The sequence below is a fragment of the Vulcanisaeta distributa JCM 11217 genome (genome assembly GCF_001316005.1).
In the GTDB taxonomy this organism is placed as follows: Archaea; Thermoproteota; Thermoprotei; order Thermoproteales; family Thermocladiaceae; genus Vulcanisaeta; species Vulcanisaeta distributa_B.
On the sequence record NZ_BBBJ01000001.1, the window covers coordinates 23,067 to 39,292 of the forward strand.

The 16,226-nt window shown below is 46.8% G+C and carries 25 protein-coding genes and 3 pseudogenes; 15 read left to right on the forward strand and 13 right to left on the reverse strand.

Annotated features, from left to right (window positions below; all coding sequences use genetic code 11):
• Nucleotides 1-108 precede the first annotated feature (108 nt).
• The 5 genes from JCM11217_RS00170 to JCM11217_RS00185 form a co-directional block, all read right to left on the reverse strand.
• Nucleotides 109-642, reverse strand: coding sequence for a hypothetical protein (locus tag JCM11217_RS00170; protein ID WP_243677818.1), 534 nt, complete (start codon nucleotides 640-642; stop codon nucleotides 109-111).
• 48 nt (nucleotides 643-690) lie between these two features.
• Nucleotides 691-879, reverse strand: a complete 189-nt coding sequence (locus JCM11217_RS00175; RefSeq protein WP_054841695.1) for a hypothetical protein — start codon at nucleotides 877-879, stop codon at nucleotides 691-693.
• Nucleotides 879-1,142 (reverse strand): hypothetical protein, encoded by a 264-nt coding sequence (locus JCM11217_RS12020; protein WP_243677819.1) that lies wholly within the window; start codon nucleotides 1,140-1,142, stop codon nucleotides 879-881. Before JCM11217_RS12020 ends, JCM11217_RS00175 begins: the two co-directional genes overlap by 1 nt.
• Nucleotides 1,143-1,695: 553 nt before the next feature.
• Nucleotides 1,696-1,872 (reverse strand): hypothetical protein, encoded by a 177-nt coding sequence (locus JCM11217_RS12025; RefSeq protein ID WP_243677820.1) that lies wholly within the window; start codon nucleotides 1,870-1,872, stop codon nucleotides 1,696-1,698.
• A gap of 122 nt (nucleotides 1,873-1,994) precedes the next feature.
• Nucleotides 1,995-2,375 (reverse strand): hypothetical protein, encoded by a 381-nt coding sequence (locus tag JCM11217_RS00185; protein ID WP_054841697.1) that lies wholly within the window; start codon nucleotides 2,373-2,375, stop codon nucleotides 1,995-1,997.
• A gap of 218 nt (nucleotides 2,376-2,593) precedes the next feature.
• Here JCM11217_RS00185 and JCM11217_RS00190 point away from each other — a divergent pair, with 218 nt between their 5' ends.
• The 3 genes from JCM11217_RS00190 (at nucleotide 2,594) to JCM11217_RS12035 (ending at nucleotide 3,844) form a co-directional block, all read left to right on the forward strand.
• Complete coding sequence (locus JCM11217_RS00190) at nucleotides 2,594-3,181, forward strand: NADH-quinone oxidoreductase subunit I (protein WP_054841698.1); 588 nt, start codon at nucleotides 2,594-2,596, stop codon at nucleotides 3,179-3,181.
• An 83-nt stretch (nucleotides 3,182-3,264) separates the two neighbouring features.
• Nucleotides 3,265-3,600, forward strand: a complete 336-nt coding sequence (locus JCM11217_RS12030; protein ID WP_243677821.1) for a helix-turn-helix domain-containing protein — start codon at nucleotides 3,265-3,267, stop codon at nucleotides 3,598-3,600.
• Nucleotides 3,578-3,844 (forward strand): hypothetical protein, encoded by a 267-nt coding sequence (locus tag JCM11217_RS12035; protein ID WP_243677822.1) that lies wholly within the window; start codon nucleotides 3,578-3,580, stop codon nucleotides 3,842-3,844. Before JCM11217_RS12030 ends, JCM11217_RS12035 begins: the two co-directional genes overlap by 23 nt.
• Before the next feature lie 34 nt (nucleotides 3,845-3,878).
• On the opposite strand, the gene sucD is transcribed toward JCM11217_RS12035, so the two are convergent.
• From sucD to JCM11217_RS00210, 4 genes are all read right to left on the reverse strand, one after another.
• Nucleotides 3,879-4,766: a succinate--CoA ligase subunit alpha gene (gene sucD / locus JCM11217_RS00200; protein ID WP_054841880.1), complete on the reverse strand. Its 888-nt coding sequence runs from the start codon at nucleotides 4,764-4,766 to the stop codon at nucleotides 3,879-3,881.
• A 5-nt stretch (nucleotides 4,767-4,771) separates the two neighbouring features.
• A complete protein-coding gene (locus JCM11217_RS12040) occupies nucleotides 4,772-4,948 on the reverse strand; it encodes a hypothetical protein (RefSeq protein ID WP_243677823.1) in 177 nt (58 codons plus the stop codon).
• A complete protein-coding gene (locus JCM11217_RS00205) occupies nucleotides 4,929-5,909 on the reverse strand; it encodes an ADP-forming succinate--CoA ligase subunit beta (RefSeq protein WP_243677824.1) in 981 nt (326 codons plus the stop codon). The genes JCM11217_RS12040 and JCM11217_RS00205 overlap by 20 nt, the downstream gene beginning before the upstream one ends.
• 62 nt (nucleotides 5,910-5,971) lie before the next feature.
• The gene (locus JCM11217_RS00210; protein WP_054841699.1) at nucleotides 5,972-6,211 is read right to left on the reverse strand and encodes a hypothetical protein; all 240 of its coding nucleotides are present in this window, start codon (nucleotides 6,209-6,211) and stop codon (nucleotides 5,972-5,974) included.
• A 69-nt stretch (nucleotides 6,212-6,280) separates the two neighbouring features.
• On the opposite strand from JCM11217_RS00210, the gene JCM11217_RS00215 reads away from it, so the two are divergent.
• Nucleotides 6,281-6,742 carry a hypothetical protein gene (locus JCM11217_RS00215; RefSeq protein WP_243677825.1) on the forward strand — a complete coding sequence of 154 codons (462 nt, stop codon included), beginning with the start codon at nucleotides 6,281-6,283 and terminating at the stop codon, nucleotides 6,740-6,742.
• On the opposite strand, the gene JCM11217_RS12045 is transcribed toward JCM11217_RS00215, so the two are convergent.
• The 4 genes and pseudogenes from JCM11217_RS12045 to JCM11217_RS00230 form a co-directional block, all read right to left on the reverse strand.
• Nucleotides 6,723-6,866, reverse strand: coding sequence for a hypothetical protein (locus tag JCM11217_RS12045; protein ID WP_243677826.1), 144 nt, complete (start codon nucleotides 6,864-6,866; stop codon nucleotides 6,723-6,725). The genes JCM11217_RS00215 and JCM11217_RS12045 overlap by 20 nt on opposite strands.
• Nucleotides 6,841-7,515, reverse strand: a complete 675-nt coding sequence (locus JCM11217_RS00220; protein WP_243677827.1) for a transcriptional regulator — start codon at nucleotides 7,513-7,515, stop codon at nucleotides 6,841-6,843. The genes JCM11217_RS12045 and JCM11217_RS00220 overlap by 26 nt, the downstream gene beginning before the upstream one ends.
• 50 nt (nucleotides 7,516-7,565) lie before the next feature.
• Nucleotides 7,566-8,891 carry an adenosylhomocysteinase gene (gene ahcY / locus JCM11217_RS00225; protein ID WP_054841701.1) on the reverse strand — a complete coding sequence of 442 codons (1,326 nt, stop codon included), beginning with the start codon at nucleotides 8,889-8,891 and terminating at the stop codon, nucleotides 7,566-7,568.
• Nucleotides 8,892-8,941: 50 nt separating this feature from the next.
• Nucleotides 8,942-10,050: pseudogene (locus tag JCM11217_RS00230) on the reverse strand (ABC transporter ATP-binding protein).
• 156 nt (nucleotides 10,051-10,206) lie between these two features.
• On the opposite strand from JCM11217_RS00230, the gene JCM11217_RS12050 reads away from it, so the two are divergent.
• The 11 genes and pseudogenes from JCM11217_RS12050 (at nucleotide 10,207) to JCM11217_RS00260 (ending at nucleotide 16,218) form a co-directional block, all read left to right on the forward strand.
• Nucleotides 10,207-10,698, forward strand: coding sequence for a hypothetical protein (locus JCM11217_RS12050; RefSeq protein ID WP_243677828.1), 492 nt, complete (start codon nucleotides 10,207-10,209; stop codon nucleotides 10,696-10,698).
• Nucleotide 10,699: 1 nt separating this feature from the next.
• Complete coding sequence (locus JCM11217_RS12055; RefSeq protein ID WP_243677829.1) at nucleotides 10,700-11,074, forward strand: hypothetical protein; 375 nt, start codon at nucleotides 10,700-10,702, stop codon at nucleotides 11,072-11,074.
• Entirely contained in the window at nucleotides 11,016-11,240 is a 225-nt protein-coding gene (locus tag JCM11217_RS12060) for a hypothetical protein (protein WP_243677830.1), read from the forward strand. The genes JCM11217_RS12055 and JCM11217_RS12060 overlap by 59 nt, the downstream gene beginning before the upstream one ends.
• A gap of 153 nt (nucleotides 11,241-11,393) precedes the next feature.
• On the forward strand, nucleotides 11,394-11,699 hold the full coding sequence (locus tag JCM11217_RS12065; RefSeq protein ID WP_243677831.1) for a hypothetical protein: 306 nt from the start codon (nucleotides 11,394-11,396) through the stop codon (nucleotides 11,697-11,699).
• Entirely contained in the window at nucleotides 11,686-12,168 is a 483-nt protein-coding gene (locus JCM11217_RS12070) for a hypothetical protein (RefSeq protein ID WP_243677832.1), read from the forward strand. The genes JCM11217_RS12065 and JCM11217_RS12070 overlap by 14 nt, the downstream gene beginning before the upstream one ends.
• On the forward strand, nucleotides 12,168-12,509 hold the full coding sequence (locus tag JCM11217_RS12075) for a hypothetical protein (protein WP_243677833.1): 342 nt from the start codon (nucleotides 12,168-12,170) through the stop codon (nucleotides 12,507-12,509). The genes JCM11217_RS12070 and JCM11217_RS12075 overlap by 1 nt, the downstream gene beginning before the upstream one ends.
• Nucleotides 12,510-12,575: 66 nt before the next feature.
• Nucleotides 12,576-13,506: pseudogene (gene pyrB / locus JCM11217_RS00240) on the forward strand (aspartate carbamoyltransferase).
• Entirely contained in the window at nucleotides 13,503-13,985 is a 483-nt protein-coding gene (pyrI, locus tag JCM11217_RS00245; RefSeq protein ID WP_054841702.1) for an aspartate carbamoyltransferase regulatory subunit, read from the forward strand. The pseudogene pyrB and the gene pyrI overlap by 4 nt, the downstream one beginning before the upstream one ends.
• Nucleotides 13,985-14,611 carry an orotate phosphoribosyltransferase gene (gene pyrE / locus JCM11217_RS00250; protein ID WP_054841881.1) on the forward strand — a complete coding sequence of 209 codons (627 nt, stop codon included), beginning with the start codon at nucleotides 13,985-13,987 and terminating at the stop codon, nucleotides 14,609-14,611. The genes pyrI and pyrE overlap by 1 nt, the downstream gene beginning before the upstream one ends.
• Before the next feature lie 85 nt (nucleotides 14,612-14,696).
• Nucleotides 14,697-15,552, forward strand: a pseudogene (locus tag JCM11217_RS00255) (dihydroorotate oxidase).
• Between the two features lie 24 nt (nucleotides 15,553-15,576).
• Nucleotides 15,577-16,218 (forward strand): peptidase M50, encoded by a 642-nt coding sequence (locus tag JCM11217_RS00260; RefSeq protein ID WP_054841703.1) that lies wholly within the window; start codon nucleotides 15,577-15,579, stop codon nucleotides 16,216-16,218.
• The last annotated feature ends 8 nt before the right edge of the window (nucleotides 16,219-16,226 follow it).

A 16,226-nucleotide genomic window follows, 5' to 3' on the forward strand; every position in this document is an offset into this window, starting at 1 on the left:
CGTACGGAGTTATTGTATAATACTATTACGTCGGCGAGTACTGACATACTCAGTATAAGTGATAGTAATATTATTACTAAGGTCAATGGCACTTTCGTGGAAAGGGCGTTATTCCTCCTCATACTCACTCGCCTGAGACATTATTGGTGAATTCCTCAACCCGGTCCTAACCAACTCCGCGATAGCATCCTCAATGCTAACCTCCCTCCTCTCTATCGACTTACCATTAGTCTTTATCAGGACTAACTTACCATCATCCATAAGTACCCGTGCATTACCAACGCTTAAGCTACTATCTTCCTCAACGTAATAAACACCGACGCTCCTCAATATAGCCTTAACCGTGATTAATGGATTCTCATTAAGTGCATGCCTATGCCTCACCATAATTACTACCTGTAGATCGAGCCAATGGGCCCTAGTTACCGCGTTCATGATTGTTAATGCCATAAATATTAACAGTAAGTATAGCGGAGGTCCCCATATAACCCTGTATGGTATTAAGACGTAGTCATAGCCATTTGGCGTCGGAATTATCATGTACCCACGAAACACTAAGTATCTCTCCTGGAACATAAATGTGGCAATTAGGAGGGTAATCACGATAACCAGGAATACCAGGGATAAATAAAGGGAATACACAGTCCTTCTATGAATAATGGGGGGTGACCGTGCTTGCGAGCGTGAACGCTACCACACCCCCCAAGTTAGCGGCAGCGGAATTAATGAAGATTCGCCGAATAAAGTTGTTACGAAACCCCCCCAGGGCATTAATCTCATTGAGTAATTAAGACCCTTCAGTGCCCAAATCGGTGTGAAAAACCACAGGGCGATGAAGGCAATCCCAAGCACCAGTGTTATTAGGACCTCAAGTCTCATTAACCATCACCCTGCATAATCGCATTACCTAATTGCACGTATTGCGTGATATTTCCACTTGGAAATACGTAAGTTAAGATGCTGGGCATGTAAAGCACGTAAATAAATCCCTGCTTAAGGTTACAGGAATGTACTTGATTTGTGTATTTCCTAATTGGTATCGTAATGTTGATGGTGCCGATACCCTGAGGTATGTAGATGGTAATGTTTGGATTTACGGCATCGAACACTAGGTAGCCAGGTATGGTATTTTTTGTGAACATGGAAATTGATTGAGGTTTGATTATGGCTGGGGGTCAATGTTGAGTAATTAATACCTATTGTTAAGTTGCAATCCTCATAATGTGCATAGGCAATAGTTACATTATTAACAACGTGGATCGGTGTAACGTCAAAGAACGCGATGTAGGCAGGATTACCATTGAGGTATCCCCTGATTAAACCCCTAACACCCGTACCCGATAAGGATAGGTACTGTGGGATTAATGGGAATTGAATAATTATTGTTCCATTATTGGCTATTGTCAAATTACCCACCTGCCCGGTACCGAGTAGTTCCACCCAACCATTAATTGGTGTGAAGTCCCAATTGCCAGGATCAATAATTTTAATGATCACCGTCACACCACTCGCCTGCGCATTTATTGATTCAACCTTAGCATATGGGGGGGCATCCTCCAACGTCCTATAATGCACTAGGGATGGGGCTAGCTGAGACGTGCCCCCCCAAATTAGGATTAGGGCAAGGATGATAGAGAGTATGGAGATAAGGAGGAAGATTTTAAAGGGTGATTTTAAAGCCACAACATGATCACCTTACGGTACCGGTACGGTGGCGTTGGATATTACGTTGTAACCAAGTAACACGTTAACAGTCTCGCTTGTTGTGCTTGTTATTGGGGCGTTGGGTATTACGTACATACTAATGCCATAGTTAGTATTAGCGCTTAATGAGCATGGAGCATTACTACTTGGCGTGCTGCCTGGCGCCACGTAACCATTGTAGTAATACGCTGTCCAGGTACCAGTGCTTGTTGAGTACGTAAGTACTATGGTACAGACTATGGCGCTGCTGCTCGTGATGTCCGTGTTATTTAGGTATATGTATAGCGAACTTATTGCTGAGGAGCCCGTGCTCGATACTGCATTACCACTAAGTGTTGATGGAACGTATAAGTACCCACTTGCAAGTGCTTTAGTACGCCAATATTCACGAAGTACGCACCACTTGAGTTGGTGAGCTTTATGTTAACCTGAAAACCCGCATAGTACGGGCTACTACCTGACGTTAATGGTAGGTCATTACCCGTGAAGGTTACGTAGGAGTTATTACCGTTAGGTCCTGTCAGGAATTTCAGTGGCACAGTTTGTGAGACATTTATCTGGCCCTGATAAACAAACACAACATCAGCCAGCGCCACGCCTGTCACTATGGCGAACGCTATTATTGCTAGCATTGCTATTCTCCTCTTCTGCATTCTACTCCCTAACTTCATACCTTTCTCTATTTTTTAATTCTGTTTAAAAGCCTTTCTTTCAATCTAAAATAATAACCCACACGAATTATTTTATCAATGAGGAAAGAATTAATGAGGTAATTAACCAATTATCTAAGAAATGCCGTGTAAATCCTCGTAATGAAGATCGTTAGGTTATCCAAGTTATAGGTGTACTTTAAGACAAAGCTTAAAATGCCCAGGTTGTAGTGGGTCCTGTGGTCATAAAGATTAAGCCACCAAGGGGGGGAACGCTTGCCGAGGACATTATTTATCATGCGAAGGCATTAATCACGGGTTTTAAGGAGGCTGTGGAACCGAATAGATTGACGATACAATACCCGCGCGAGATTAGGTGGGTTCCTGAGAGGTTTAGGGGTTGGATAATGCTGGATATTAAGAAGTGCATAAGCTGCTTCCAGTGCGCCTGGGCCTGTCCCGTGAACGCAATCCAAATGTATAGAGCTCCTAACGGTAAGTTTTACCCAGGTATTAGGTATACGGAGTGCATACTGTGTCACTTCTGTGTTGATGCGTGCCCAGTCGGTGCCCTGATCCCCCCCACGCCTATTCATGACATTGCCTACGTCGACTTTGATGAGGTTAAGTTTAAGCCCGAGGATATGTCTAGGCCTCCTGAGTATGTCTTTGATGAGTCTGAGAGGATTATTAAGTATGAGATTAAGAATGGCAAGTTGCTAAAGATAGCCCTTCCCAAGGATGAGATTAAGAAGAGACTTGAAGAGCTTGATAAGGTTATTGAGCAGTCTGGCGGTGCTACCGCCGCGGCTGAGTCATCAGCGTGATCAATGCATCGCCCCCAGTTTAGAGAGTAATTAGTTAATACCTTGTTTTTTATTTTCTCAATTAATGAGTATTAAGGTTAGGGTTGGTATTAGGGTTCCCAAGTTCCCCCAGCGTCATTAGTGGTGGTATTCGTATACTCAGTGAGTATAACTTTGACTTTGGTGTTCAGCTTGATAGGGCTAAGCTCCTCAAGCTCATTGCCTTTGGTGTGGCTAGCCCTACGGAGCTTATTAGGAGGTTGAACATGCCCAGGGCCAGGGTTTTCAGGTACTTAAACGCCCTCATTAGGCGTGGTTGGTTGGTTAGGAAGGATGGTGGTTATTACCTGGCGGCCACGATATTCCTAGTCTACAGGGTTAAGGAGCTTGGTGATTACGCGGTTCTCGAGGTTCTCAATGATAAGGGGGGCAATTGTTGATCAGAGGGCTGGGCTTGTAATTATTAATGGTAAGGAGTCACCAAGGGCCTGCCCAAGGTGCCCATTACTCCAGGAATGCACCAATAATATTAAGAGTATTAGCAGGTCGTTGGGCGTTACCATCAAGTCCATAACGCCTGCCGATGCGTACCTCGAGTTAATTAGTACAATAATTAATGAGGGTCTTGTTAAGATTCTTCTGAATGATTATATTGATCTTCACGTTAATAGTGATTCAACGTAGTTTTTATTTGATAAATATGGTAACTTAGTGTGTTTTAACGTATGTACTGCTTGATTAGTTTAACGACTTCGGTGGGCGTCTTGGCAACGGGGACGTTAACCTCCTGGAATGCCTTAACCTTGCTTTCGTAGGACCCCCCCATTCCCATGCTAACGATGGCTCCAGCATGCCCCCCCATCCTCTTACCTGGTGGTGCTGTCCTGCCCGATATGTAGGCCACCACAGGCTTCGTGACCTTCCCAGACCCTATGTACTGAGCGAGTCTCTCCTCCATTGTCCCGCCTATCTCGCCAATGACCACTATGTACTTCGTCTCCGGGTCCTCCTCGAACATCTTCACGACTTCAAGCATGTCCGTGCCAATTATTGGGTCTCCGCCGATACCGACGACAGTTGACTGCCCAATCCCCGCCTGGGTTAGGTGGTAGGATATCTCGTAGGTTAGGGTGCCGCTCCTCGATACGATACCGACGGGCCCAGACTTCGTGTATATGTGGTTTGGTAGTATCCCAACCTTAGACCTTAGTGGGCTTACAACTCCTGGGCAGTTGGGCCCTATTATCGTGACTCCCTTCCTTTTTGCGTAGTTTACGAATTTCAAGGCATCATGTATTGGTATGTGCTCTGTAATAATCACTATTAGCTTAATTCCAGCGTCAATTGCCTCATAGACGGAGTCAGCCGCGAATTGTGCTGGTACGAAGATTATTGACGTGTTTATGTCGGGGGGGAACTTCCTCAGTGCCTCCTCAACTGTGTCGAAAACAGGTACTCCGTGGACCGTCTGACCACCCTTACCTGGTGTGACTCCAGCCACAACCTTAGTGCCATACTGAAGCATGTACTGCGTATGTCTTGAGCCCTCCCTACCTGTTATTCCCTGGACCAGTACCTTCGTATTCTCATTCACGAGTATTGCCATGCCCATCACCTCGCCAGCGCCTTTGATAATGCATCCATCGCCTCCTCAGCGGTTTCATAGGTTTTAAGCCCTATCTCAGCCAGTATCCTCCTGCCCTCCTCCTCATTAGTGCCCTTTAGCCTAATGAATATTGGCTTGTTAGTCTTAACTTCATTCAATGCCTCAACAACTCCCCCTGGCAACCTCGTCGCACCTAGTTATTCCGCCAAATATGTTTATTAAAACGGCCTTTATCCTGTCGTCAGTTAATAGCATCTTCAACCCCTCCCTAACCGAGTCCTTACTAGCTCCACCACCAACATCAAGGAAGTCGGCTGGTTCATGGCCGAACTCCTTAACTAGGTCCATGGTTGCCATCGTTAAGCCAGCGCCATTGGCCATGATCCCCCCCACGTAGCCTGTCAACTCCACGTAGTGTAACCCGTACTTCCTTGCCTCAAGCTCCTCCGTCGTGTAGTCACTATCTTCAACGCTAATGTCCGGATGCCTATAGAGTGAGTTATCATCGATCATGACCTTAACATCTAAAGCCACTAGCTGGCCATCGGTTGTTAGTGCGAGTGGGTTTATCTCCACGAGCTCAGCATCGTATTCCGTAAATACCCTGTACATGGCCTTAGCTACTGTTACAAAGTCTTGGGCGGCGGAACCCTCCAAACCAAGCTTCTGAGCTACTCCCCTGATCATGTAGTCCCTAAGTCCCTCGTAATCATCTATGTAAAGCCTAATTATCTTCTCAGGGCTTCTCCTGGCCACCTCCTCAATATCAATACCACCCTCTGTGGACGCAAGCATTAGATAGCCCCCCCTATTCTCCCTGTCCAGGGTTATGGATACGTAGAGTTCCTTGGCCACGTTAACCCCCCCCTCCTCAAACAAGACCTTCCTAATTGGGTAGTCTTGAATCACCTTACCCAGGTAATCCCTGGCGGCGTTCTCCGCATCCTTAATTGTATCAACTCTCCTCACTAAACCCATCTTGGCTCTTCCTGCAAAGGGTACCTGGGCCTTGGCGAATAATGGGAATTTAAGGGTATTGAGTATGTCTATATCGTCAAGGCTCCTAACTATAGCACCCCCCCTGGGTATCTTAACGCCGTATTTATTCAGTAATTCCTTACCCTTATACTCAAGGAGTCTCACGTTAAACTACGCAAAATAGCCTTAATTTAAGCATTTACATTATTTATAAACGTGACTGAGAATTATGATTTCCTAATTAATTTCATAAACCTCGTGAACGCCTCATCAACCTCATCCCTCTTAGGTACGGCAATCACAATGGAAATTCCAGGCATTGAAAGGGCGGCATTCCTTGCCTTACTTAGATCCGTGAAATCAATTACATTACTGCCGTGTATTACGAATACCTTACCACCAAACCTGTTGGGGGGGTCCATGTATCTATTGACGTACTCCTTAATCGCGTCCTCGAGCCTACCCATGGCTATACATCAATCATTACTAGCTTAATTTTTATTTTACCTCAAAGCTTCATTAATTTAATGAGCTCAATGAATGAGTTAGTAAAGGAGTTAAGGGTTAATGAGATAATCAATGCATTAATAATGGCGTTCAGAGCAGGCAATAGGGATTACATATCATATACCGCAGAACTCCTACATGAGGAATTCACATATACGGTCTCGGAATCAACGGAGCTGAAAGGTGATATCCTCAAACGCGCGTCCACACTTCACGCACTATACTGCTTAGGCCTTGGCCTTCTCAGGTTAATGAGCAATGAGGCCTTAACCGCAAACCCAGGTGAGTTATTGAGGGTGGCTGTGAATGACGGAGATTTAACAAGCCTAACACAGTCATTAATTACCGCGTCAGCCCTGCTCGTTAAGGGCGATACGTCATGGATTAGGGACTTCAATGAATTAACCCAGGGAATCAATAATGAATTGTTCAGAGGCATACTCTCGTCATTTCTCGAAGTAATTAATAGCGTTAAGGCTGTAGGTCCCTGATCAACGTGACCATGTTCTTACCCTCAACCTTAGTGATCCTGACAAGGCCTAAGTCCTCAAGTCTTCTGACGCTCCTCCACACGGTAGTCCTTGGCATGCTAGTCCCTGGAAATGTCAATCTCAAATGCAGAGCCGCCCCCCCTGGACTTTAAGTACTCTAATATTGATAATTCGTAATCATTAAGATTTAGTGCCATTTGAGGTGTGGGTCCCTTCTTCGTAATCCTTCTTCGCCCCATCACTAATACGTATGATGCGGATGCAATTATGATAATGGCAATGATAATTGCCGTAATGACTTCGAAATTAACAGCATGAGTCGTCACGGTCATCATATGCTTTGTCGCGGGCATCGGCATTATTGTATATAGGAATTCGCCTGGTCCCCTAGCCGTTATTATTAATTCATTATCCACCATACTCATGCTAATTAACGACAATGTTATGTTGGCTATGAGTATGTTGCTAGGTATGACTATCTCAACCGTGGAGTTGCCCACGCTCATTCCGACAAAGTTGTTTTTCACGAATACCTTGGGTACATAAACTATGGACACATTCGCAGTGCCTAGGACTGGTATTATGATTGACGTACCATTAATCATGTACGCAGTTATGGAACCATTAACGAGAACCTCGACGTATGATTGAGGTTGCACGGGTAGTTGTAGTGTTACGAATTCGCCGGTTAACGTGGTATTTAGGCTAACGGTTGATGTACCATTGCTATACAGCGTTATTATCCAGATTAGCATTAATGGTGTTACTACCATTTTAATCAACGGTTTGATTAATACCCTATAAAAGTTTTTTCCTTATTAGCCTATGTACCGAGACCCCAACTACTTATGTAGCGCCTCTGCTCCTCGGTTAATTGGTCAATCCTTATGCCCATGGTCTCAAGCTTAAGCCTTGCAACCTCCATGTCGAGTTCGTCGGGTAACTTATGAACACCAAGCTGCAGCTTACCCCCCCTATTCTTGACTATATACTCAACGGCGAGCGCCTGATTACTGAAGGACATGTCCATGACCTCGCTTGGGTGCCCCCCCTCCGCAGCAACCAGATTGACGAGCCTACCCTCAGCGAGTAAGTAAACGCGCTTACCGTTTGGTAACCTATACTCAACCACGTAATCCCTAATCCTCCTCTTCTCGGCTGCAACCCTCTCGAGACCCGCTACGTCGATCTCCACATTGAAGTGACCGGCGTTGGCTAGGACAGCCCCATCCTTCATCTTAAGTATGTGATCCAGGGTTATTGCATTTATGTCGCCGGTGGCCGTTATGAATATGTCACCTATCTCGGCAGCCTCGCCCATCGGCATTACCTCAAACCCGTCAAAGACGGCCTCAAGCGCCCTTACGGGATTTACCTCAGTGACTATGACCCTACGTGCACCAAGCCCCCCCTTAGCCCTCATGGCTATTCCACGGCCAACCCAGCCATAACCCGCGACGACTACGACCTTACCCGCAACCAGGATGTTCGTAGCCCTAAGTATCCCATCCCAAGTTGATTGGCCTGTCCCATACCTATTATCGAATAGGTACTTGGTGTATGAGTCATTAACGGCAATTATTGGGTACCTAAGAGTTCCCTCTTTAGCCATTGCCCTCAACCTGATGACGCCGGTTGTCGTCTCCTCAGTACCGCCGTAAACACCGCTTATTAATTTAGCGAAGTCCCTGTCACCAGCCGTCTCCAACGCGTAACTTACCTCATTGCTCTTAACACCAAGAGCCAACTTATGTAGTGTCACTGTTAGGTCGGCACCATCATCCATTGTAACAACAGGCTCCTGGGATATCGCAAAACCAATTGCATTATAGTACTCCTTCTCATTCATTCCCTTCCACGCATACACGTGAACACCATCCTCAGCCAATGCGGCCGCCACCTCGTCCTGAGTGGAGAGTGGGTTTGATGGCACTAGGGTTACCGTGGCCCCACCAGCAATTAATGTCCTGACTAAAACGGCGGTTTCCTTAGTCACGTGTAGGCTAGCTGATATCCTAATGCCATCGAGTGGCTTCTCCCTGGCGAACCTCTCTCTAATCTTCATCAGAACTGGCATGTGTTTCTCAGCCCACTCAATAAGTAGGCGTCCCTTCTCGGCGAGTGATATGTCCTTAACCTTATACGTCATTCAGGTCAATACGTTGACTCACTGAAGTATTAAAATTTTAACAAAAGTTATTAACCATATAGTAACTTCTCTGTTTGCTTATCGAATATCTTCATCTTACGTGAATTGAAGTATACATGCACTGGCTCACCAAGCTCGAAGCTCGTTGACGAGACCACCTTAATCTCAGTACTTTGCAGCTTAACCATCACGTTGAACTTACCACCAGCAAACTCCGAGATCTCCACAATACCCTTGCCAACATAGGTAAGGTCATTATTGTTAATGACCTCCTTAGATAGCACTACATCCTCAGGCCTTATACCGAGAATTACACTCTCATTACCCTGTATGCCAATGTTCTGTGGTAATTGAACCTTCACATCACCCCCCCCATCGAAGTAGGTCTCATTACCCTTACCAACTATTGAGCCATCGAATAGGTTTATGTCACCTATGAAGTTCGCCACAAATACGTTGGCTGGCTTATCATAAATCTCATTGGGTAAGCCTATCTGCTGAATAACGCCTCTTCTAAGCACGGCAATCCTATCGGCTAGTGTCAATGCGTCGGCTGGATCGTGGGTCACGAGTATCGTGGTTATCCCGAGCTTCCTCTGGATGTCCTTCACAAACGCCCTAGCCGTAACCCTAATCCTAGCGTCTAAGTTACTGAATGGCTCATCCATGAGGAGCACCTGCGGCTCCTTAACCAACGCTCTCGCAATAGCAACTCTCTGTTGTTGGCCTCCGGATAGTTGCCTTGGATACCTATCCAGCGTTTCAGCAATGCCAAGGACCTCGGCTATCTCCCTAACCTTCTTCTCAATCTCGTTCTTCGGCATCTTCTTAATCCTGAGTGGAAAGGCTATATTATCAAAGACCTTCATGTGCGGGTAAAGGGCCCAGTTCTGGAATACCATGCCAACATTCCTATCCTTTGGGGGGGTATGAAGATGCCCTTCCTTGGCGATGCAACGAGGGTATCGCCAATCCAGACCTCACCATCCGTCGGCTCCTCAAGGCCAGCCACGACTCTAAGTAGCGTTGTTTTTCCATGGCCTGATGGACCCATTACAACCATGAACTCGCCAGACCTTACCTCAAGCTCCACCTTATCCAATGCCACTACACTCTTTCCGAATATCTTCGTAACCTCATGCAGGTAAACCCTCACCATGCCCCCTACAGTATTACTGGACTATTTAAGCAAAAATAAATTTTTCCAATAAGGCCGGGTATAACGGGTGCTAACTTCAATAATGGGTTGACTCATCATTACTTATTGTCAAGAGAACTTATTAAAAATGCTCAAATGAGTATGCCCTGAGCTGGGATGAGTCACGTTAGTAAACGATTTGAGCATGCGGCTAAGATGTGGGGGGGTAGGGATGTGGATAAGTTCGTTGAGTCGGCAATTAATGGGTTTGGGAGTTCCATGTTCATAATGGGTCTGTATTACAGGAGGCCTAATTGGGCCTGGCCGAGGTGGTTAAGACAACAGCTAGAGCCCGTGGGTAGGGGGGGCTTTGAACCTGCCCAGTTAATGCCGTTTAGGAACATTCACTTTAAGGATTGGGGGATGATTGGTACTGTTCAGGGTGTTAATGAGGCCGTAATAGACCCTGCCATGTTATTCGTTACGAGGAGAAATACGGCATTTGAGGTGTGGATTTACGATGGATCGAGATTATACACTCCAGGCCTGCACGGATCGTTTAGGCAATACCTCGAAAGACCTGGCTACCCAGTGATAATTAATGAGTGGGATTTAGGCGCTGTAAGGGTTGTTACTAGGTCGGTGGTCGCCAGTAAATCGGGGGGTTGACGTGTTAGTTACTGATCTCAGGCTGGTTGGATTACCAGGTAGTTACATTGTTTACCTTGTTACGAGGCCCTACAATGTTGATCACATGGTTGAGGTGAGAAACGCGGGTGTTGAGGGTGATGGATGGTTCATAACGGTAGATGGTGAATTGGCCCTAACTACAGATAGGGAGCCGACACAGTTTGGTTCGTACGATGCAAATAAGGATGCGAGTGAGGATGCGGCCCTTGGTAGGCTTAACGGCGAGCTTTACGTCAATGATGAATTGGGCTGGGCCCATGCAGCCCTTGGTTTTAATGCCATTATTAATGAGAGTAATGAGTGGAGACTCAGGATTAAGGCACCGATGGACCCCCTCAGGAATACCCCCGCATAATAGGGCCTTAGTCAAGGCCGTCAGCGATGATGACGTAGTTGCGGAATTACGTAATTGGGACTCAATAAATGGGAGGTCATTCTCGGTATTAATAAACGGTAGTGTCATTGGCGATATTCTCCGCCAATCAATCGCGAACCTGGTAATGCTTTGGGATGGGGGGTAAGATAACGCCGGGTCCATTGATATATCACCTCTTCTGGATAAGGGATGGTTCGTACATGGCCACAGCCCTCGCAATGTCGAACCTAGCAGACATGGGCAAAGCGTTATCGAGGAATTACTAAGGAGAGTTGACGCAAGTGGTTATTTCAGGGCTGTGGATTTCGAGGTGAGGGAGTATGATGCCAACGGGCAGGTCTTATGGGCTGCGAGTAAGTATGTACAGCTAACGAAGGATTACGATGCATTGAGGAGGTGGTACCCAGTGATTAGGCGTGGGGGGGTTGAGTGGTTGGAGACGAATAGGGAGATGGCTGGCGATGATTCGATAAGGGGGGGCTTGTTACCGCCATCCTGGTCTGCTGAGGACACAGGGCCCATGGACCACCATTACTGGGATGATATGTGGGCCATAGCTGGGTTGAGGGAGTTGGGCAGGGTGCTTAGGGATGCGGGGTCATGAGGATTATGAGTGGGTTGAGAAGTTGCATAGGGAGTTCGTGGATGCATTGATTAATTCGATAAATGTTGTTAGGGCGAGGCTCGGCGTTGATTACGTAGTGCCTGCGCCAGAGAGGGTTGCTGATTCGGCAATGACTAGGGTTATAGCGGTTGTGTGGCCAACAATGGCATTACCACTCGATAACCCATTGGTCAGGAGAACGCTTGAGGTCACTGAGGAGTTGTATGGGCTAAATGGTGGTCTAGTGAATACCCACCAGTGGGGGGGTACCTACGGTAGTTACCTAACGATGAACCTAGCGCACTCCTGGGCAATATTTGGTGATAGGGAGCGGGTGGGTAAGTACTTAACATGGATTGTTAATCATGCATCACCAACCTACGGCTGGGCTGAGGGAATATCAATAATAACCGAGAGGGGGGTGGGCAGGGCGATGCACCACATGGCTGGGCTGCGGCGGACTTCATAATGCTAATCAGGGACTTAATAATAAATGACTTGTTTGAAGCACCAATACTACTCAGGGGCATGCCCGCGGATTTACTAAGGCGTGGAGTTACGGCTAGCAATATATTGACAATACATGGGTTGGTTAAGAACGTGAGTGCATTAATGAAGGGTAAGGAGTTCGTAATTAATTACGAAGGACCAGGTAAGCCCATTGGGAATGGGCAGTACGAATTATTAATTGATTCACCAATTACACCCAGGGAGGTTCAATGCGGTGACTGTAGGTATGAAATGATATCAAGCAACACTATTAGGGTTATGCATAGTGGTAAATTCACCATTAAAGTAATAGGTCCATAGCGGTATTTCGCTCACTTTTTCGAAGAAACCTTTATTAAATTAGCTGTTGACGTCTTGGTGGGTTCCTTGACCTGGTTCAATCGGGATGTCATAAGCGTGTTAGATTTCGGTAGGGAGGATTTTGAGGCTTTGTTTTCTGAGGCTCTTAACATGGAGAGGTATGCCAAGTCTAGGCTTGACATCCTCAGTGATAAGGTCCTTGCCCTGGCCTTCTTCGAGCCGAGCACTAGGACTAGGCTTAGCTTTGAGACCGCCATGCTTAGGCTTGGTGGTAGGGTAATTGGCTTCAGCGGTACTGAGGCTACGTCAATGGCTAAGGGCGAGAACCTGGCTGACACGATTAGGATGCTTGATTCTTACGCAAACGCCATAGTGATTAGGCATAGCCTTGAGGGTGCTGCTAAGTTCGCGGCTGAGGTTGCGGAGTCGCCGGTGATTAATGCCGGTGATGGTTCCCAGAACCACCCAACTCAGGCAATGCTTGATCTGTACACTATTTGGCGGGAGTTTAAGGTTATTGATGGCCTATCCATCGGGATACTCGGCGACCTTAGGTATGCTAGGGTCGTCAACTCCCTGGTCCAGGCCCTGTCCTACTACAGGGTTAAGCTTCACTTGATATCGCCAGAACTACTCAAGCCTAGGCAGGAGCTTGTTGAGTTCATGAATTCTAGGGGGTATGAAGTATGACTGGACTGATGACCCGTACAGCGTGATTAATGACTTAGACGTGCTTTACGTCGTCAGGATTCAGAGGGAGAGGTTCCCTGACCCAATGGAGTACGAGAAGGTTAAAGGCGCCTACAAGGTAACACCTAAGTTAATCGAGAAAGGAAAGCCAAACCTAGTAATCCTCCACCCGCTACCAAGGGTTGATGAGGTTGACTTCGCCGTCGATAACATGCCGCAGGCCAGGTACTTCAAACAAGCCAGCCTAGGTGTTCCCCCCCTGCGCATGGCATTGTTAAAGCTCGTGCTTGCGGGTGATAAATCATGAGTAGTAAGAGGGAGTTGATAATTAGTAAGATTAGGGATGGCGTGGTGATCGACCACATACCAGCCGGTAGGGCACTTTTGGTGCTTCGGCTGCTGGGCATAAGTGGTCGTGAGGGGGGGTTTAGGGTGGCGTTGGTTATGAATGTGGAGAGTAGGAAGCTGGGCATTAAGGATATCGTTAAGATCGAGGGCAGGGAATTAACTAAGGATGAGCTTAATCTAGTGGCTCTTGTCGCACCGACGGCCACCGTGAATATAATAAGGGATTACGAGGTAATCAGCAAGTTTAAGGTGGCGATACCGGACGTTATTGAGGGATTACTCAAGTGCAAGAACCCGAGGTGTATAACGAATCAACAAAGGGAGCCAATAAGGAGTAGGTTCCGGGTACTGTCTAGGGAGCCACTAAAGCTTGTATGTGATTACTGCGGCACAATACACGAACTCAACGACATCGAGAAGTACTTTGGACTGGCGTGATGGCGATGCCAAGCGATGAATTGGCAATAGGTCTTTACAGGATAGGCGCAATCAAGTTCGGGCGATTCAAATTAACCAGCGGTATTGAGAGCCCATTCTATATTGACTTAAGGCTTGCAATAACCCACCCAGGCATTTATAAGCAGTTGGTTAGGTCTATGGCTAATTTACTATCGGGCTTCAACATTGATGCTGTGGCGGGTATAGAAACGGCGGGTATACCCTGGGCCTCGATGGTTGCTTATGAGCTTGGTAAGGGCGTGATATACGTTAGGAAGGAGGCTAAGGAGCATGGTATGGCGAGGCTTGTTGAGGGCGATTTGAGGCAGGGTATGAGGGTTGCCGTAATCGATGACGTAGTGACCACGGGAGGCTCGATAATTAGGGCTATTAGGGCTGTTAGGAGTCACGGTGGTGATGTGGTTGTGGCGGCAGCCTTCATTGATAGGGAGCAGGGCGGGCTTGATGCAATCAGGAGAGAGGGTGTTAACGCTGTTGCCCTACTTCGGATTACAGAGGTGATTGACATCCTCGTTAAGAATGGACTAATCAGTGATGAGTTACGTAATTCAATAATCAATTACCTGGTGAGCACGCGTGTTAATCCGGGTACTCAAACTACTTAATTACCTGCCTCCTGAGCTCACTTACGAGACCTCACATGCACTCATTAGGAGTGGTATTGTTAATTACCGTGGTTATGAACTTGAAATGCCCGTTGAGGTTAATGGTAAGTCCATTAAGAATCCGCTAGGGCTTGGTGCGGGTATTGACAAGGATGGATTTCTAGCTCCATGGATTGCGCGGGTAGGTATTGGCTTCATAACCATTGGCTCAATCACGCTTAAGCCACGCCCTGGTAATCCCAAGCCGCGCATCGTTAAGTACCCTAGTTTTAAGGCAATGGTTAATGCCATGGGTTTACCATCGAGGGGCTTCATAGACTTCATAAGTCGATTACCGAGTATTCTCAATAGGCTGCGCGGACTCGGTACTTACGTAATTATTAGCCTGGCGGGATTCTCAATTGGTGAGTTTATGTACATGCTTAACAATTTGAGGGGGGTATGGTGTTGACGCCGTGGAATTAAATATTAGTAGCCCTACTTACCGTGGCTCATGGATATCGGATAGGGAGTACCTAGGTGAATTGCTTAGGGGTGTTGAGGCATTTCCAGGTACGTTGTTCATAAAACTGCCCCCCCTTGGGGTTAATATTGAGTTTTACAGGTGGATTGTGAACATGGCTGGTAAGCGTGGGTTTGGATTAACGATAGCCAATACCCTGCCAACTAAGGAGCCTGGGATTTCCGTTGGCTATGGCGGATTAAGTGGCTATCCAATCTACCCAATTGTTAAGTCATTGATTGTTAAGGTTAGGAGGTGGGGGGGCTTTAGGAACCCGATCATTGGGCTTGGCGGCGTCTTTCATGGGTGGCAAGTGATCGATTTAATGAGGAGTGGTGCGAACATTGTTGGTGTGGTTACGGCATTTGCGTACGAGGGTCCCTTCGTGTTTAATAGATTGTTTAAAGAGGTATTGATGGGTCTGAGTGAAAGACTTTAATAATTATTTAGTCAGTACGTTTCGATGGGCCTTAATTACTATTGGGGGGGTGGTGGTTATGGAGTGCCGTTTAGGCCGTATAGACATGAGGTTAGGGATATCGTGGTTGCCTTAGTTGCAATGACGATAGCATTCGCACTACTCTTTAATACGTTACTTAGTATTGGCGGTTTAGTGGCGACATTTATCGCAGTGTTGACTGGATTCCTCGGCCATGAGCTAATGCATAGGGAGGTGGCGAGGAGGTTGGGTTACATAGCCTATTTCAGGGCTTGGTGGATAGGCTTATTGCTGGCTCTCGTTACGGCTTTAACGAGGTTCTTCATAATAGCCACGCCTGGCGCCACGGTAATAGGCCCAAAGGTTTGGGGGGGTTACCCATCAAGGAGTGATGAGTTGAAGATAGCCCTTGCCGGTCCAGCCACAAACATAGCCTTCGCAGTGGTATTCCTGCCACTTTGGTTATTACTACCCAGCCCCCCCTTCTCCTTCTATGCCAACATAATATACGCGACTAATGCATGGCTCGGCTTCTTTAACATGCTACCGCTCGCGCTACCGGGTATTATGCTTGATGGTTTTAGGGTGTTTAGGAGGGACATTAGGGTTTGGGTCATAGCCTTTATAATATCTGTTGCGTTATTGATACCCAGCTTTATCCTGTAATGCCATGG

What these genes read in the sequence shown, in the direction of transcription:
- JCM11217_RS00185 (WP_054841697.1), bottom strand. Translation starts at nt 2,375, where the DNA reads ATGAAGTTAGGGAGTAGAATGCAGAAGAGGAGAATAGCAATGCTAGCA.
- pyrE (WP_054841881.1), top strand. Translation starts at nt 13,985, where the DNA reads ATGGCGATGCCAAGCGATGAATTGGCAATAGGTCTTTACAGGATAGGC.
- JCM11217_RS12020 (WP_243677819.1), bottom strand. Translation starts at nt 1,142, where the DNA reads ATGTTCACAAAAAATACCATACCTGGCTACCTAGTGTTCGATGCCGTA.
- ahcY (WP_054841701.1), bottom strand. Translation starts at nt 8,891, where the DNA reads ATGACGTATAAGGTTAAGGACATATCACTCGCCGAGAAGGGACGCCTA.
- JCM11217_RS12050 (WP_243677828.1), top strand. Translation starts at nt 10,207, where the DNA reads ATGAGTCACGTTAGTAAACGATTTGAGCATGCGGCTAAGATGTGGGGG.
- JCM11217_RS12035 (WP_243677822.1), top strand. Translation starts at nt 3,578, where the DNA reads ATGATAAGGGGGGCAATTGTTGATCAGAGGGCTGGGCTTGTAATTATT.
- JCM11217_RS00220 (WP_243677827.1), bottom strand. Translation starts at nt 7,515, where the DNA reads ATGGTAGTAACACCATTAATGCTAATCTGGATAATAACGCTGTATAGC.
- JCM11217_RS12060 (WP_243677830.1), top strand. Translation starts at nt 11,016, where the DNA reads ATGAGTGGAGACTCAGGATTAAGGCACCGATGGACCCCCTCAGGAATA.
- JCM11217_RS12075 (WP_243677833.1), top strand. Translation starts at nt 12,168, where the DNA reads ATGCTAATCAGGGACTTAATAATAAATGACTTGTTTGAAGCACCAATA.
- JCM11217_RS00215 (WP_243677825.1), top strand. Translation starts at nt 6,281, where the DNA reads ATGAATGAGTTAGTAAAGGAGTTAAGGGTTAATGAGATAATCAATGCA.
- sucD (WP_054841880.1), bottom strand. Translation starts at nt 4,766, where the DNA reads ATGGCAATACTCGTGAATGAGAATACGAAGGTACTGGTCCAGGGAATA.
- JCM11217_RS00175 (WP_054841695.1), bottom strand. Translation starts at nt 879, where the DNA reads ATGAGACTTGAGGTCCTAATAACACTGGTGCTTGGGATTGCCTTCATC.
- JCM11217_RS00260 (WP_054841703.1), top strand. Translation starts at nt 15,577, where the DNA reads ATGGGCCTTAATTACTATTGGGGGGGTGGTGGTTATGGAGTGCCGTTT.
- JCM11217_RS00210 (WP_054841699.1), bottom strand. Translation starts at nt 6,211, where the DNA reads ATGGGTAGGCTCGAGGACGCGATTAAGGAGTACGTCAATAGATACATG.
- JCM11217_RS12070 (WP_243677832.1), top strand. Translation starts at nt 11,686, where the DNA reads ATGCGGGGTCATGAGGATTATGAGTGGGTTGAGAAGTTGCATAGGGAG.
- pyrI (WP_054841702.1), top strand. Translation starts at nt 13,503, where the DNA reads ATGAGTAGTAAGAGGGAGTTGATAATTAGTAAGATTAGGGATGGCGTG.